The 16,470-nt window shown below is 43.9% G+C and carries 11 protein-coding genes; 3 read left to right on the forward strand and 8 right to left on the reverse strand.

Annotated features, from left to right (window positions below):
* Positions 1-193: 193 nt before the first annotated feature.
* A complete protein-coding gene (locus tag FSB76_RS17945; RefSeq protein WP_147055690.1) occupies positions 194-2,668 on the reverse strand; it encodes a TonB-dependent receptor domain-containing protein in 2,475 nt (824 codons plus the stop codon).
* A gap of 641 nt (positions 2,669-3,309) precedes the next feature.
* On the opposite strand from FSB76_RS17945, the gene FSB76_RS17950 reads away from it, so the two are divergent.
* A complete protein-coding gene (locus FSB76_RS17950) occupies positions 3,310-5,244 on the forward strand; it encodes a PAS domain S-box protein (protein ID WP_147055692.1) in 1,935 nt (644 codons plus the stop codon).
* A gap of 98 nt (positions 5,245-5,342) precedes the next feature.
* Here the strand turns inward: FSB76_RS17950 and FSB76_RS17955 are convergent, their stop codons facing one another.
* The 6 genes from FSB76_RS17955 to FSB76_RS17980 form a co-directional block, all read right to left on the reverse strand.
* Positions 5,343-7,049, reverse strand: a complete 1,707-nt coding sequence (locus tag FSB76_RS17955) for a sodium:solute symporter family transporter (protein ID WP_147055694.1) — start codon at positions 7,047-7,049, stop codon at positions 5,343-5,345.
* Positions 7,050-7,631: 582 nt separating this feature from the next.
* A complete protein-coding gene (araA, locus tag FSB76_RS17960; protein WP_147055696.1) occupies positions 7,632-9,122 on the reverse strand; it encodes an L-arabinose isomerase in 1,491 nt (496 codons plus the stop codon).
* A 54-nt stretch (positions 9,123-9,176) separates the two neighbouring features.
* Positions 9,177-10,547 (reverse strand): glycoside hydrolase family 27 protein, encoded by a 1,371-nt coding sequence (locus tag FSB76_RS17965; protein ID WP_147055697.1) that lies wholly within the window; start codon positions 10,545-10,547, stop codon positions 9,177-9,179.
* Position 10,548: 1 nt separating this feature from the next.
* Positions 10,549-11,247 (reverse strand): L-ribulose-5-phosphate 4-epimerase, encoded by a 699-nt coding sequence (locus FSB76_RS17970; protein WP_147055699.1) that lies wholly within the window; start codon positions 11,245-11,247, stop codon positions 10,549-10,551.
* The gene (locus tag FSB76_RS17975; RefSeq protein WP_147055701.1) at positions 11,244-12,962 is read right to left on the reverse strand and encodes a ribulokinase; all 1,719 of its coding nucleotides are present in this window, start codon (positions 12,960-12,962) and stop codon (positions 11,244-11,246) included. The genes FSB76_RS17970 and FSB76_RS17975 overlap by 4 nt, the downstream gene beginning before the upstream one ends.
* Positions 12,963-13,063: 101 nt before the next feature.
* A complete protein-coding gene (locus FSB76_RS17980) occupies positions 13,064-13,771 on the reverse strand; it encodes an NUDIX hydrolase (protein WP_147055703.1) in 708 nt (235 codons plus the stop codon).
* Between the two features lie 307 nt (positions 13,772-14,078).
* Between FSB76_RS17980 and FSB76_RS17985 the strand changes: the two genes are divergently transcribed.
* Together FSB76_RS17985 and FSB76_RS17990 are read left to right on the forward strand one after the other, a co-directional pair.
* Positions 14,079-15,251: an aldose epimerase family protein gene (locus tag FSB76_RS17985; RefSeq protein ID WP_147055705.1), complete on the forward strand. Its 1,173-nt coding sequence runs from the start codon at positions 14,079-14,081 to the stop codon at positions 15,249-15,251.
* 53 nt (positions 15,252-15,304) lie between these two features.
* The gene (locus FSB76_RS17990; protein ID WP_147055707.1) at positions 15,305-15,895 is read left to right on the forward strand and encodes an RNA polymerase sigma-70 factor; all 591 of its coding nucleotides are present in this window, start codon (positions 15,305-15,307) and stop codon (positions 15,893-15,895) included.
* 136 nt (positions 15,896-16,031) lie between these two features.
* Here the strand turns inward: FSB76_RS17990 and FSB76_RS17995 are convergent, their stop codons facing one another.
* A complete protein-coding gene (locus tag FSB76_RS17995) occupies positions 16,032-16,412 on the reverse strand; it encodes a hypothetical protein (protein ID WP_147055709.1) in 381 nt (126 codons plus the stop codon).
* Positions 16,413-16,470: the final 58 nt, after the last annotated feature.

The following is a 16,470-nucleotide window of genomic DNA, read 5'->3' on the forward strand; positions in this document are numbered from 1 at the left end:
AACTGGAAGTTTCCAGATTATATTAGTGTGGGATATGCCGAATACTTGTATAGAAAGTATATAAAAAGAAGTAAAACTTAGTTTCTGGAATTTAGCAGTCGCGCCATGGCGGAGATTGAAATAACAGATAAGGTGAAGTGATAAACTATCCGCCCCTCGTTGGTGTACGATACCAAAGCGAGGGGCGGTTTTTTTAATTGTTATTATTATTGCTGCTGCCTTCCTTCAAGTCATCATTGTTAATGGCCTTTTTGGGTTTCTTAGGCTTCTCTGCCGAAAGGCCTCCAAACTTATAAGTAAATGTAAGTTCGATACTGCGGTTGTGCATAATGTTTACCGCATTCTGATTAATGTTGCCCGAATTAACAACTGTTGGTATCCTGAAACCATTAGTCAGGAAGTTATCTGCACCAATCCCGATGCTTCCTTTTTTGTTGGCAAACTTCCGGTTAAAGCTTAAATTATATACCCCGAAACTGCCCTGGTAACCCTGTAGCTGTATTTGGCGCGAGCGGCGAAAGGCAAATGCCTGTACCGAGTACTTGTCTGACAGGTCATAGCTGCCAAATATGCGGTAGTTGGCCACCCAGCCATGGTTTGACGCGCGGAAAAGCGGGTCGGGGTCCTGGTTATCCAAATCTAAATAGTACATATCAAGGCCGCCATTGAGACTTAGTTTGCTGGTGAGCGTAAGGTTGGCCGATAAGCTCATGCCATAGGCATTTTGCTTGCCCAAATTTTGATAGCTTGTTTTTATGGTATCGCCGCTGCTTGACCGGATGGTTTGGATAGCATCATTGGTATTGCGCATAAAAGCCGAAATATTGAAATGGTTGCTCTTGATATTGGTGCTGTAGGCCAGCTCAAAATTATTGGTAAACTCGGGTTGCAGGCCGGGGTTACCGCTGGTTATATTTAGCGCATTGGACGCCTGTATATTGGGATTTAAAAACTCGATAGATGGGCGCTGTATGCGGCGGTTGTAGCCCAGTTTAATCATGTCGCCGTTATCAAACTTTTTGCTGATGTTAAGGCTGGGCACCAATATGCCATAATCGGGGATGTTGACTGCCTGCCCGCTCTGAAAATCGGCGCTGATGGAGGTGTACTCGTACCGGGTACCGGCCTTAATGGTGTAATTTTTAAAGGGGTTAAAGGTAAATGACACGTATCCCGATGCCACATTTTGCTTGTAATTAAACGCGTTTGACAGGCTGGCCGATGATACAGGCTGATAGTCAAGCGAGCCATCGGCTGCCGATAGGTAGGTGTAATTACTGGTTACTGTTCTTACAATATCCTTGGCGCCAAATTCAAGCAGCTGGTTTTTGGCAAGCGGCGTTTGGTAATCGGCCTCAAGGGTAAGTTCTTTATTAACGCTGTTGTTATTGTTTTTTAAACCACCCGTTGATGCGCCATCTGTTTGATCAAGAAAAATGCTTTCAAAGTTGTTGTGGCGGTTATTCTGGCTGTACTCGGTCAAAAAACTGAACTCCCGGTCGGGCTTTTTGCCGGTGAGCGTGTAAGTTAGGGTGGCATCAACCGAGTTGGAATTGTTGGTGATATTGTTTTTTTGCAGCGACGAACCGGTAAGCACATCATTCAGGTAGCTGTTGGTTAAAAAGTTGTCCTGTACGGTGGGGTGGTTGTTGGCACCAAATACTACCCCCAGGCTAAGCGAGTTATGCGCGCTGATATCATAATCTAATCCGGCATTATACCGGGCAAACAAATATTTGTTGTGTGTATTGGCCGATTGTGTGGTTTGTAAGGCATCGCCGTTAGTAAGGCTGGTTACTGTTTGGCTATTGTTAAACTCGCCGGGGATATTGTAGCCAGTACGCCCAAAGCCACCCAATGAAAAGGTAAGCTTGCCGGTTTTGTAGCCGCCGTTAAGGCCCAAATCGGCACCGCGTGTACCCGCGGCTGCATTCAGGTTAAGGGTAAGGCCCTGCAATGTGTTTTGTTTCAGGATGATGTTGATAATCCCGCCAGATCCTTCGGCATCGTATTTGGCCGATGGCGAAGTGATCACCTCCACGCTTTTAATCAAATCGGCAGGGATTTGTTTTAAAGCGTCGGACACGCTGGCCGAGGCCATGGCCGAAGGCTTGCCGTTAATGAGCACTTTAATATTTGAGCTGCCGCGCACGCTTACATTGCCATCAAGGTCAACAGATACCATGGGCACGCGTTTCATTACGTCTGTGGCATCGCCGCCGCGGGCGGTAAGGTCGTTTTCGGCGTTATATACGGTGCGGTCTATCTTTTCTTCAATCAATGCTTTTTTGCCGGTAACCTGTACTTCTTTCAGCAATTTGCTATCGGGGCTAAGTAAAATTCGGCCCAGTTTAAGCATGCCACTCTCAACTTTAATATTGGCGATGGTTTTATTGGCATAGCCCATAAAGTTTATCCTTATGCGGTAAGTGCCCGCAGGTAATTTATCAATGGTAAATTTGCCATCGGTAGCTGTTACGGTGCCATTTACAACCTTATTACTTGCCTGGTCAAAAACAGATACGGTAGCATAATCTACCGGTTTTTGGCTCACTGAATCAATAACGGTACCGGTAATGCCGGTGCCCGCATCGGTAATTATAGTAGCGGCCTTTACCATAGTGATTGGTAAAAGGAACAATAGCAGGAATTGTAATTTTAGTTTCATGCTCCAAATAAAAACTAATGAGGCCGTTTGGTAAAACGCGATAGACGGGCGTAAAGAAATAATCGACCAGAAGACAAATCAACATGACGGAGAGTTGCTTGGGTATAGCTGGTAGCGGTTTATCGACACAAACAGCCCCCTGGTCGATAGATAAGCGGGATTAATGGTTTGTAGGAACTTATAAGAAACAATGCCACCATTACGAACGGCCGGGGCGTCTCCCTGGGGCGCTACAGGCAACCGCATGCAATTGGGTTAACATAACTTAACACATTTTAGATAAAATATTATAAATATTTGGTAATCAATATTTTATATTTTATCATGGTTAACACCTGATACCTCTATTATTTAGGCAGGATCAGGGTAATAAAAACAAAGTATCGCTTAATACTTGTATGTCACAAGCTTATTCCGTCAGCAATCAAGTTGCCCTCAAAACCGCCCCCCTCTTTTTTACACTTATGTTGTATTTACAAGCCATTATTGTTTTAAAGCAAATATTGATTACATTGATAGCATGCTTTAAAAATACTTTCTTAGTAAAAGAAGTAATACAATATATTGGCGCCTATAAATATTTATTGTAACCAATAATGTATTTAAACGTTTAATTTAATAAATAATTTAACGCGAAGCTAATGCGGCATGGTGCTTTACGGATAGCCATTATTTATATCATTATCAGTTTGCTCTGGATCACTTTTAGTGATCGTTTGCTGTTTTATCTGGAGCATAATTTTACCGGTGAGCAGGTTTTACTTATCAGCAGTGCCAAAGGGTATTTTTTTGTAATAGCCAGCGGGTTCTTTTTGTATTACCTGATAAAAAAGAACGACACGAAGTTAAAACAAAGCGAAACGCAGTACCGCAGTATGTACCAGAGTAACCCGGTGCCTATGTGGATATATGACGATAAATTAAACATAGTTTCGGTTAATGATGCCGCTGTTAGCACCTACGGTTACAGCCGCGACGAGTTTTTAACAAAAAGTATCCTGGATATTCGCCCGGCCGAAGATACTGAAAGGTTGATTGGGGCTGCCGGACGTTTATCGGCCAGTTTGAATTTGAACGGCAACTGGCGGCATATTAAAAAAGATGGCAGCATTATTCATGTAAGCGTTACATCGCATAAAATAACTTTCAATAATAACCCAAATGTGATGGTAATGGTTCGGGATATGACCGAGCAGTTATTATTTGAGCAGAGGTTAGAGAAGATAAACCAGGATATTTTAAGTAAGAAACAAAACTTAAGAGAAACGCAACTGATATCAAAGGTTGGCGGCTGGGAATATTTTCCGGATACCCGGAAGCTGCTATGGTCGGATGAGTTGTACACGCTTACCGGTATCAATCGGGATCATGAGCGTGAACCTTTTGATATTTACCTGGAACATGTTTTTCCGGAAGACAGGCCAATGATGATTGCCGGCCTTAATGATTTAATGACCCATGGCAAAACGCTTGATGTTACTCACCGGACAAAAGTGCTTAATGGCGAGACCCGGTATATGCGGCAACTGGCCCGTTTAGAAACCGTGCCGGGCATGCCGCTAAAGGTAATTGGCTCGATGCAGGACATTACCGAGTTAAAGGAGCTGGAAGTAGAAAAAAACAGGCATTTAAGCAACCTTGAAAATACCCTGAATAGTATTAGTGATGCTTTTTTTGCATTAGACTATAACATGTGCATTACCCGTATTAACCAGGCTTTTGAAGACATTGTAGGCGGCAGATTTGCCAAAATTGTTGGCGAAAGTATTTTTACGCTATTCCCCAAAGAGCGAAACCGCATGTATCCTTATTATCAAAAAGCGCTGGAGGAGCGGGTGATAGTAAAAATAGAGGAATATTCGCTGGTATTAAACAAATGGATAAGGCTGGCTGCCTACCCAACCGACGATGGCGTTGCGGTTTATTTTTCGGATATAACCGAAAACAAACTAAAAGATACTAAGTTAAAGGAGGCTGTTGAACGGTATGAACTGCTGGCACAGGCAACCAAAGATGTGATTTATGATTTAAATATACCCGCAGATACTATTGTTTACAACGCCAGTTTAATGCAATTAATTGATGTTGCTTATCACCAGATAGTTTATAACCTGGCATGGTGGCGCCAGCTCATCCACCCAGATGATGTTGAAGAAGTATTAACAAGCCAGCAAAAAATCAGAAACGAAGGCAAAACAAACTGGGCCTGCGAATACCGCATAAATTGCGGCAATGGCGTTTATAAATATATTATGGACCAGGGCTATTTTATTTATAATGAACAAAAGGAGCCGGTAAGGCTGATAGGGGTTATTAAAGACATCAACGATTTAAAGCAATCCATCCAGGAAAATAAGCGGCAGAATGAATTTTTAAAAGAAATAGCATGGCTAAGCTCGCATGAGATCAGGCGGCCGGTTGCCACCATGCTGGGCCTGATGACACTGGCAGATATGGCCGACAGTGCAGAAGATAAGGAGGAAATATTTGCATTGCTTAAAATTACCCTGAACGAGATGGATGGCATTGTTTACCAAATACACAGCAAGATAGATGATGCTGTGGATTTATCGTAATTGCCGATTTACGGTGTCATAATGGGCAACAAAAAATCCCCCTGGCAATTAAGCCATCGGGGGATTCAATCAATGTAACCTATAACAAAATTCTTGTACTACCAGAACTTGGCATACAGCATGGTAAGTAATAAAAGTGTAACTATAATTAATGCCAGGGTTTGTTTATCAACCTTAAACATAGCCTTCGGAATATCAAAAGCTTTAGGGTTTATTTTTGGCCCGGCCAGGCTGATGATCACCATCACAATGATGGTAAACATAAACGATAAGCCCATACAGATCAGGAATGGAATTTCCCAGCCTCCTTTGCCATTAGGGAAGGCGGTGTACAGGATAGTTTCGTGACCAAATAAAGCAGGTGCATAGTTATTAAACAGTACCGACATGGCAAAGCCTGTAAGTATCCCTGCAATAGCAGCCGCGCCTGTAGTACGTTTCCAGAAAAAACCTAAGATGAATATGGCGAAGATACCCGGGCTAATAAAGCCGGTATATTTCTGGATAAAGGTAAAACCTCCTTCGCCGCCAATACCTAAAAGATCTTTCCAGGTAAGGATGATGGAGAATACAAGCGCCGCCAAAATGGTGAGCTTGCCCACCCAAACCATCTTTTTCTCGTCGGCATCTTTAACCATGTGCTTTTTGTAAATATCCAGCGTAAAAATGGTGCTGATACTGTTGGCTTTACCCGCCAATGAAGCCACAATAGCCGCAGTAAGCGCCGCTACCGAAAGCCCTTTTAGCCCGGTGGGCAAAAAGCCCAATATAGCCGAGTAAGCATTATCCGAATTGAAATGTCCGCCCGATGCCATTTCATGTTGCAAGCCACCATTTTTGTATAATACATAAGCTGCAATACCCGGTATTACTACGATGATAGGCATGGCCAGTTTCATTAAACCGGCAAACAGGATACCTGTACGTGCGGTTTTTAAATCGGCCCCTAAGGCACGCTGGGTAATGTACTGGTTACAGCCCCAATAGTTCAGGTTCACAATCCACTGCCCTGCAAAATACATGGCTATACCCGGCAGTGCCAGGTATTTGGTAATCTCGGCTTGTGGCGCGTCTGTTTTTGGTTTAGCCATCATCATTTTAAAGTGCTCGGGCGAATCCTTAAACATCATTTTTAAACCGGCTATAGCATCTTTGCCTAAACCAAAATGCTCGCTCACCAGCGTTAAAGCTATGTAAGTAGTAGCCAAGCCGCCTATTACAAGCACCAATACCTGTATTACATCGGTAAAGCCAATTACCTTCATACCACCAAGGGTGATGAATAAGGCAAACACAGCAAGCGCTATGATGATATTGTGCATCGAACTGATGTCGCCGCCTATTAGGTTATTAATAGCCAGCGCGCCCAGGTACAATATACTGGTAAGGTTAACAAACACATATAAAAACAGCCAGAAGATGGCCATAATAAAACTCACCGTTTCGTTATACCGCGTATGCAAAAACTGCGGCATCGTGAAAATTTTGTTCTTCAGATACACCGGGATAAACCATACCGCTACTATAATGAGCGCTATTGCCGCCACCCACTCGTAAGCTGCCACAGCCAAGCCCACTGCGAAACCCTGCCCGCTGGTGCCAATAAACTGCTCGGCCGAAATATTGGATGCAATAAGCGAAGCTCCGATGGCCCACCAGGTAAGTGACCCCTCGGCCAAAAAGAAATCATGACTCGCCGATATGCTGGCCTTTTTTTTGCGGCTGTACACCCAGTAACCATAACTGGATACCACAATAAAATAGATCACGAATATGACGTAATCAATGGTTGAAAATTTGTTCATAAATTGGGTTTAAATTAGTTTTATTGTATTCGTTCTCTCTTTTGCTGTTTTGTATAAAAACACACAACCGGAATCCCATCGTGGGTTGTGTGTTTGGTATTATTGTTTTTAAACAACTGTCATCCTGAGGAACGAAGGATCTATTCTACGCCATACCTGACCTACAGAACAGTTCGCGAATAGATGCTTCGTACCTCAGCATGACAGTATTTTATTAATGTGTATTCTCTCGTCCTTACTCCCCAATCCTCAAAAGTCTTAACTCTTGATTCTAATCTCTTGACTCTTTCCCCGGCGTTGCCTTTGGCCCGGGCTATCCGCTCATACTACATAGGCCTTAGTCACGGGCCGGTATCCGCTGCTATCCCTAACGCATTGTCTGAATCAGAATTTAAGAATTAACAGAATTCTTCGTTTTCTGCTAACTCTTAAATAATCCGTCATTGCGAGGTACGAAGCAATCCCCTACATGCTAAGTCCCACATAGTTCGGGATTGCTTCGTACCTCGCAATGACGGGTTGATGTCATGCAAATCAAAAGTCTCCCCCTTCAGGGGGAGATTTAGAGGGGGCTTCTTCTTCCTATTTATAAGCCACCTCGTTCCACAATATCTCATTTCTGAATTGTGGTATAGTTGTATCCTTGCCAATCCTTAAAAACTCAATGCCTGCCATATCAGCAAAATCCTGCAAGTGTTCGGCAGTCAGATTTTGGCTGTAGGCGGTGTGGTGTGCGCCGCCGCCGTAAATCCAGGCTGCGCAGCCGGTTTTCATGTCGGGCAGTGGTTTCCAAAGTACGCGGGCAACAGGCAGGTTTGGCAGGTCTTCAACCGGTTCAACGGCTTCAACCTCGTTAACCAACAGGCGGAAACGGTTGCCCATATCTACAATTGATGCATTAAGCGCTGCACCGCCGGCCACGTTAAATACCAAACGCGCAGGATCGGCCTTGCCGCCAATACCCAGCGGGTGAACTTCTAACGCTGCCTTGCCATTTGCCAATGAAGCATCCACCTCCAGCATGTGCGATCCTAATACCAAGGCGTTGTTAGGGTCAAAATGGTAGGTGTAATCTTCCATAAAGGCATTACCACCCGGCAGGCCAGCACCCATCACTTTAAATGCGCGCACCAGGGCGGCAGTTTTCCAATCGCCTTCGCCGGCGAAGCCAAAGCCATCGGCCATCAGGCGCTGGGCGGCAATACCTGGCAACTGGATCATGCCGTGCAGGTCTTCAAAAGTATCCGAGAAGCCTTTAAAGCCGCCGTCAACCAAAAACTTGCGCAAACCCAGCTCAATTTTAGCAGCATCATATACCGACTGATGTTTAGCGCCGCCTTTTTTAAGGTCATCGGCCATGGTGTAAGTAGCCTCATATTCTTCTATCAGTTCGCTAACCGATTCTTCGCTTATTGCGTTAATCACCGCTACCAGGTCACCAATACCGTAGGTATTTACCGAGAAACCAAATTTCAGTTCAGCCTCTACTTTGTCGCCATCGGTAACAGCTACGAAGCGCATATTATCGCCAAAGCGTACAAATTTGGCACCTTGCCAGTCGTACCAGCCGGCGGCAGCACGGGCCCATGTCTCAATTTGTGCTAATGCCTCAGGATCCTGCCAGTGGCCAACAACCACCTTACGGTTCATGCGCATGCGCGATACCATGAAGCCAAACTCGCGGTCGCCATGGGCACTTTGGTTCAGGTTCATGAAATCCATATCTATCGAGCTCCATGGAATATCGCGGTTAAACTGGGTATGCAGGTGAAGCATCGGTTTTTTAAGGATGCTTAGCCCGCGGATCCACATTTTAGCCGGACTAAAAGTATGCATCCAGGTAATGATGCCGATACAGTTTTCGGCAACGTTTGCAGCCTGCAGGGTTTCATAAATTTCTTCGGTCGATTTTACCACAGGTTTGTATACCACACGAACAGGGATATTGCCGGTCGCGTCAATGCCGGCAGCTATTTCCTGCGAGTGTTCGGCAACTTTTTTTAGTGTTTCTTCCCCGTATAAGTTTTGGCTCCCGGTAATAAACCAAACTTCAAATGTTTTAAGGTCAATCATTTTATAATTAGTGTATTAGTGATTTATTGAGTTATTGATTGCTTGTTTAGTCGGTTAGTTTGCAGGCGAAAGTCTTAGTAAGGCTGCACCATGCAGGTTAATGTTTTGCTGGTAGTTGTTCTTAAACTGGCCAACATCTTGTTTTTTCCATAAGTCGCGCACTTTTACTTTGCCTTTAAGGCCAAGGGCGGCAAAGTTTACAGCTACGCTTCCGTTTGCATCGCTGATGTTAAATAACCCAACGTATACATCTTTAGTGCCCGGAATAGTAGAATACCATACCATAGCGCCATCCTTTTTGTACAGTTGTTTGGGGCTTGCTCCTTTTTGGTTAACGGCCAAAACTTCGTCGTTGGTAAACAGGCTTAGTTCAAATTCCCGATTTTCGGGCATATTGCCGCCAATCATCAATGGTGAACGGAAAATGCTCCAGAAGGTCATGTGAGTAATTTCTTCATCTTCGGTAAAGCGGCTGTAACGCTCTTGCCCAACCGGGCCACGTTTGCTTAGCTTACCAATTTGTATCATATCGCAATCGGGCCAGTGGCCAGCACCACTTACACCTTCCCAGCTTTTGGCATAATCAAACATGTGCAATATCTCTTTCCAGTTATCCCAAAAATCATCGGCCATGCGCCACATATTGGCATACTTAACCGCATGAGCCGCTTGTGCTACAGGAGTTTCGCCCGGCGAAAGGCTCAATACTATAGGCCTGCCACAATTTTGGATGGCTTTTTGGTAACCTTCCACCTCGGCATTACTGTAAGGGCGCGATAGGTCATCTACCTTAATAAAATCAACACCCCATGAGGCATACAGTTCTAAAATAGAATTGAGGTATTCCTGTGCGCCGGGCTTTTTCATATCCAGGCCGTACATATGGTTCATCCATGGGCATTTGCTGTTGGTATCGGCAACCATATCGGCCGTGATACCGTTGGTGCCCTTTACCGGCGACTTTGACCAGTAAGCCTGCCTTGGAATGCCCCGCATTACGTGGATGCCAAATTTTAAACCTTTGCCATGTACATAATCAGCCAAAGGCTTAAACCCGTTACCGCCAAATGCCGATGGAAATTTGGTGGGTTGAGGTGTTAACCTACCAAATTTATCCATACTTAACCAGGGCACGTATGAGCCATCCTGTAAACGCAACTGAAACGGATTCCCGATATTGCTTCCCGGAGGGTTATCGTACGACCATAAAAAATCGACTACAATGTACTCCCAGCCATGCTGTTTTAAATTGGCGGCCATGTAATCTGTATTGGCTTTTACCTCATCTTCATGCACTGCCGAACCAAAACAATTATAGCTATTCCAGCCCATGGGCGGGGTAGCGGCTACAGTTTGTGCCGATGCGGTGTTCGCGCCCAATAGTCCTGCCGCCAGGATACCGATATAAATTAAAGTCGATTTCATTTTATTGGCCGTAATAAGAGTTTGGTCCGTGTTTGCGTTCAAAATGCTTTTTAATGAGCGAATCTTTAAGGCGCGGCGCCTGGTTGTTGATTTGCTCGGTAAGGTAAGCCATTTGGGCTACGGCCTCTAAAACGGCGCTGTTATACACGGCTTTATGTGGCGTTTTACCCCATGTAAATGGCGCGTGGTTACCTACTAACACCATTTCTACCTCGTTATAGTCCAGCCCTTCGGCGGCAAAATGATCCATGATCTGGAAACCGGTTTGGTATTCATAGTCGCCTTCAATCATTTCATCGCTCATAGGCGGGGCACAGGGGATATCGGCTGTCAGGTGATCGGCATGTGTGGTGCCGAAGATAGGAATGTCACGCTGAGATTGCGCCCAGGCGGTGCCATAAGTAGAGTGTGTATGCACAATACCGCCAATGTTTGGCCAGTGTTTATAAAGCACCGCATGCGTTTTGGTATCCGACGACGGGCGCAGATCGCCCTCTACCGTAACCCCATCAAAATCAACAATCACCATTTTTTCGGGCGACAGATCTTCGTAAGGTACACCGCTTGGTTTTATAGCAAAAACGCCCAGTTCCCTATCTACAGCGCTTACATTGCCAAAGGTGAAAAGCACCAGCCCCAATTTGGGCAGCTGCATATTAGCTTCATAAGCAGCTTGTTTTATGTGTTGATACTTACTCATGCCAAAACAGAATTATCTTTAACACCCTGGGTTGCTTTTGCAGCTATTTGCTGAGCGATAAAACTGCCTAAGGTTTTGTATTTATTGTAACGGGCCAGGTATAAGGCTTCTTTTTCTTTATTAGGATAATACTCCACATCAAAGCCGCGGCCCATGCCCTGCATGGCATCCTCAACCGTTGGGTAAATGCCTGCAACAACAGCCGCAAACATGGCCGCGCCAAGAGCGCAGGTATGTTTAAATTGGTGAATGCGGATAGGCATACCCAATACATCGGCCATCATCTGCATTACAAACGGCGATTTTTTGGCCACGCCGCCAATACCTATAATACCTTTAACCGGGATACCCTCGCTGATAAAACGCTCTACAATGCTTTTAGCCCCAAAACAGGTAGCTTCGGCCAGTGAACGGAATACGCGTGGCGCATCGCTGCCTAAACCTAAACCGGTTATTGCGCCTTTTAACTCCTGGTTGGCATCAGGTGTACGGCGGCCATTAAACCAATCGATAGATAACTCGTTATCAAAATCCAAAGGCAGCAAATCGGCCTGGCGGCTTAATTCGGGGATGATCAGCTCGGCCATTTCGGCTTTTAAAGCCTCGGCGGTTGCTGTATCTATAATGGCTGACTGCGATAACAGGTTATTTAAAGGCCATAAAAGCACATTTTTAAACCAGGCATAAGTGTCGCCAAAGGCCGATTGGCCTGCTTCTAAGCCCGTCATCCCAGGTATAACCGAGCCATTTACCTGCCCGCAAATACCTGCTACCAGTTTGCCTTCAACCTCAACAGATGGCGCTACCAAAATATCGCAGGTTGATGTACCCATTACTTTACTTAAGTGGTAAGGCTCAATTTGCCCGCCTACCGCACCCATGTGCGCATCAAAGGCACCGGTACCTACAATAACATCGGTAGATAAGCCTAATTTTTCGGCCCATTCTGCACTCAGTGTTCCTGCGGCTTCATCTGCGGTATAGGTATCTTTAAATAGTTTATCGGTAATACCCGTCAATAACGGATCAAGCGACGAGAAAAATTCATCAGGTGGCAAGCCGCCAAATTCCTCGGCCCATAAAGCTTTATGACCGGCAGAGCAGCGGCCACGTTTAATTTCCTTAACATCGGTACCGCCTGTTAACAGGAACGGGATCCAATCGCAATGTTCTACCCACGAGTGCAGGGCTTCGCGTACCTGGGCATCAACCCTTACAATATGCAGCAATTTGGCCCAAAACCACTCGGAAGAGTAGATGCCGCCAACATATTTTAAATAATTGGTATCGAATTTTGTGGCATGTTCATTGATCTGGGCGGCTTCCAATACCGAAGTATGGTCTTTCCATAAAATGAACATGGCATTGGGGTTTTGCTCAAAACCGGGTGTTAAAGCTAATGGCTTACCAGTTTTATCAACCGCAATTGGGGTCGATCCTGTAGTATCTACCGATAGGCCTTTTACCTTTTTTGCAACTTCGGCGCCGCCTGCCTTTGCAATACAGTCTTTTATAGTAGTTTCTAATCCTTCTATATAGTCAAGGGGATGTTGCCTGAACTGGTTTTCGGCCGGTTTGCAAAATAAACCCTGCTGCCAGCGTGGGTAATTGAATACTGATGAGGCTATTTCTTCGCCGTTGTGTGCGTTGATTAACACGGAGCGAACAGAGTCGGACCCATAGTCCACTCCAATCACAAATTGGTCTTCTCTCATATTGGTTAAATAATTCGTGTTGAAGTAACACTTATTTTTTTACAATAAAAAATTTTTATTCAAAAACATTTTAATTGCTACTAAAACAGGGGCTTTAAAACTTAATTTGATAGTGTATCGGGGTTGGGGATAAAATTCATAAATGCCTGAAATTTAGCATAATAGTTTTGCATATTCAACTGATAGTAGTATGCGCCTCGCTTTGAGCCGGATTTATCTTTATCGTTTAGTTTAATGAGCAAACCGGTGGCCAAAACTCGTTTGCTGAAATTCCGCTTGTCAATCTGGGTGTTAAAAACACTCTCGTAAAGCGTTTGCAATTGCGGAATTGTAAACCTGGCCGGTAAAAGTTCAAACAAAATAGGGTGCATGGCGGCTTTGTACCTGATGCGTTTTTTTGCAGTCTCTACCATTTCCTGCTGGTCGAAAATGAGTTTGGGAACACGCTTTAGGGGGAACCAATCGGCATGGTAATCTTTACTTAGTTGTATCTCGTATTTGTTGATATCTATTAAAGCAAAGTAAGTAATTGATACGGTGCGTTCAATAGGATCGCGCTTTGTGCTGCCAAATGTGTGTAATTGCTCTAAGTAGACACCTTCAAGGCCGGTTAGTTGCTTTAAAATACGGTTGGCAGCCTGGTCAAGGCTTTCGGCAACCTGTACAAAACCGCCCATCAAACTCCAGTTCCCTTTCTCGGGTTCGAAGCCTCTTTTAATCAGCAAAATTTTCAACGTATCGCCATCAAATCCAAATATAATGCAGTCAACTGCCAGTAAAAGTCGCGTTTGTTTAGAATATTTTTGCATGAAGTGGGATAAAAAAGCGCCAAAAGTAATTTTTTTGACCGCCAAAAAATCAAAATACAATGCCATTTTACTGGCAAAATAGGTTTAAAATTGATTTAGCGAACTTTATTGGTGTTTGGCTTACACCAATAAAAGTAAAAATATTTTAATTGTTTTTTTCACAATTAAATAAATTTTATTCTACCTTAGATTTTAATTAGGGTGGCCAATTGCCCCGATCACAAAACCAAACACCAAATTATAACCAGTTAAACCGTTAAAAAAACTTCAAAAAGGTTTAAGAAAGCGGCAAAAAACTTCAGGAATTATGCAAAAAGTATACAAAAAACAGTACTTATTTTACAGCATGGCGTTATCGCTATTAGTTGGTTGCAGCGGCCCAGCCGAAAAGAAGCCTGCCGCCGATTCTACATCAACAGTTAAAGCTGCAGCTCCCGATGCCAAAAACTTTGAGGCTACCATAAATGGCAAGGCTGTTAAACTTTACACGTTAAAAAACAGCAAAGGCGCCAGCGTAGCCATTACCAACTATGGCGGCCGCGTTGTAAGCCTGTTGGTACCCGATAATAAAGGAGTTTTGACCGATGTGGTTTTAGGATATGATAGCGTAAAAACCTACCAGAAACCTAAAGAGCCATTTTTTGGCGCCATTATAGGCCGCTACGGTAACCGCATTGGCAAAGGGAAATTTAGCCTGGGCGGCAAAGCTTACCAGCTGGATATAAACGATGGTGTTAATACGTTGCATGGCGGCTTTAAAGGGTTTTACGCACAGGTATTTGATGCCGCGCAACCCAATGACAGTACGCTAAACCTTACTTACGTATCTAAAGATGGCGAAGGCGGTTACCCCGGTACGCTTACCAGCAAAGTAACCTATACGCTAACAGCTGATAACGCCCTGAAAATAGAGTATACTGCAACAACAGATAAAACTACCATAGTAAACCTTACCAATCACGCTTATTTTAACCTGAACGGCGCGGGCGACTCTACTATATTAGATAACGTTGTAAAAATTGACGCCGACAACATAACCCCGGTTGATACAACACTGATACCGACAGGGAAATTACAGCCGGTAAAAGGCACGCCTTTTGATTTTACCACTGCAAAAGCCATTGGTGCCAACATTAACGATAAAGACGATCAACTGAAAAACGGTAAAGGTTACGATCATAACTTCGCGTTGAATAAGCATGATATCAGCAAATCGATAGCAACGGTAAGCAGCCCTAAAACCGGTATTGTGATGGACATATACACCGACGAGCTGGGCCTGCAGTTTTATAGCGGTAACTTTTTAACAGGCGCCACCAAAGATGGTAAAGGCGGTAAAGCATACCTGCACCGGTCGGCATTTTGTATGGAGACACAGCATTTTCCTGATGCGCCAAACCAGCCTTCGTTTGCATCAACTGAGTTAAAGCCAGGGCAGACTTATCATACCACAACCATCTACAAATTCAGCAATAAATAGAATTTTTTAAGCTAATTGGTATTATCGTTTGATGATTATTATCCCGAATTGAGATGTTGGATACCGAAATAAAATATCTGCTAAATGATATTGCTTTAAATAACAACAGGACATCCTTTAAAAGGGTGTACCTGTTTTATTACAGCAAATTATTTTGGTTTGCCAAATCGTTTGTAAAAACGGATGAGGCCGCCGAGGAGATCATAGACGATGTGTTTTTAAACCTTTGGATGCAGCGGGCAAGACTAACCGACATTGGTAACTTTAGCAATTACTGTTACATGGCGGTTAAAAACAAATCATTAACACATGTTTCAAAAGCGAAGCTGAACCAGGTAAATATTGATGATGTTGAGGTAGAGATTGCCGATTCGGCAGCTACAGGCGAAGACAAAATGATATGCAGCGATACTACAGCACTTATCAACAACTCGCTCAGTAAATTATCCGACCAATGCAAACTGGTTTTTAAACTGGTAAAAGAGGATGGCCTTAAATATCGCGAAGTTGCCGAACTGTTAAACCTGTCTATCAAAACGGTAGAATACCATATGGGTAACGCGCTCCGACAGATTTCGGTTGGGATAATTAATTCGCAAAAAGACCAGGTTCCGGCTCACGGAAAAGTGCTTTCTGAAAAGTAATGAGGGATAGCATCTGTTTATACTGATGGATTCAATTCTGATACAGCGTAGATTGGTTGTGAGTAGTGGTTTTTTGTGCAGTTTGCATTTATACAAGGCAATAAGGGTCGAAAGTTTACATTTATACAAGGCAATGTCATTCTTTAGCTTTTTCTTTAACTTCCTGCTTCACCAACCGCAACTTCAAATACCCGCCTAAAACAGATATCGGCGCAAAAATAAACATAGCAAATAGCTGCGTCCAATGGCTGCCGCCGGATGTTAGCATGGATATGGCCGCCAACAAAAAAATAACTAAGGCTAAAATGAAATTTAATGTAAGTTTTGTTTGTCTGGCTATCAATTGCAGTATAAATCCGGCTAAAATTGAAAAAAATGCACCATAAACTATGGTCAACATTTTAAAAGTGACTGGTGCATCCTGGTGAGGGGGCTGGGCCATTAACTTAAACAGCAAAACCGAACTGACTGCAAACACGGCATAGCCTGCAATAACCGATATTATCTTCCTGGTCATTTGGTGATTTTTTTGATCAAATATCTGGTATATAAACATAAACAGGCTATTGAAAATT

Origin of the sequence: Mucilaginibacter ginsenosidivorax (assembly GCF_007971525.1) — a bacterium.
Lineage (GTDB): Bacteria > Bacteroidota > Bacteroidia > Sphingobacteriales > Sphingobacteriaceae > Mucilaginibacter > Mucilaginibacter ginsenosidivorax.

Bases quoted from the DNA above. Each gene is read 5' to 3' on its own strand.
- FSB76_RS17945 (WP_147055690.1), bottom strand. From the start codon at position 2,668: ATGAAACTAAAATTACAATTCCTGCTATTGTTCCTTTTACCAATCACT.
- FSB76_RS17950 (WP_147055692.1), top strand. From the start codon at position 3,310: ATGCGGCATGGTGCTTTACGGATAGCCATTATTTATATCATTATCAGT.
- FSB76_RS17955 (WP_147055694.1), bottom strand. From the start codon at position 7,049: ATGAACAAATTTTCAACCATTGATTACGTCATATTCGTGATCTATTTT.
- araA (WP_147055696.1), bottom strand. From the start codon at position 9,122: ATGATTGACCTTAAAACATTTGAAGTTTGGTTTATTACCGGGAGCCAA.
- FSB76_RS17965 (WP_147055697.1), bottom strand. From the start codon at position 10,547: ATGAAATCGACTTTAATTTATATCGGTATCCTGGCGGCAGGACTATTG.
- FSB76_RS17970 (WP_147055699.1), bottom strand. From the start codon at position 11,247: ATGAGTAAGTATCAACACATAAAACAAGCTGCTTATGAAGCTAATATG.
- FSB76_RS17975 (WP_147055701.1), bottom strand. From the start codon at position 12,962: ATGAGAGAAGACCAATTTGTGATTGGAGTGGACTATGGGTCCGACTCT.
- FSB76_RS17980 (WP_147055703.1), bottom strand. From the start codon at position 13,771: ATGCAAAAATATTCTAAACAAACGCGACTTTTACTGGCAGTTGACTGC.
- FSB76_RS17985 (WP_147055705.1), top strand. From the start codon at position 14,079: ATGCAAAAAGTATACAAAAAACAGTACTTATTTTACAGCATGGCGTTA.
- FSB76_RS17990 (WP_147055707.1), top strand. From the start codon at position 15,305: ATGTTGGATACCGAAATAAAATATCTGCTAAATGATATTGCTTTAAAT.
- FSB76_RS17995 (WP_147055709.1), bottom strand. From the start codon at position 16,412: ATGACCAGGAAGATAATATCGGTTATTGCAGGCTATGCCGTGTTTGCA.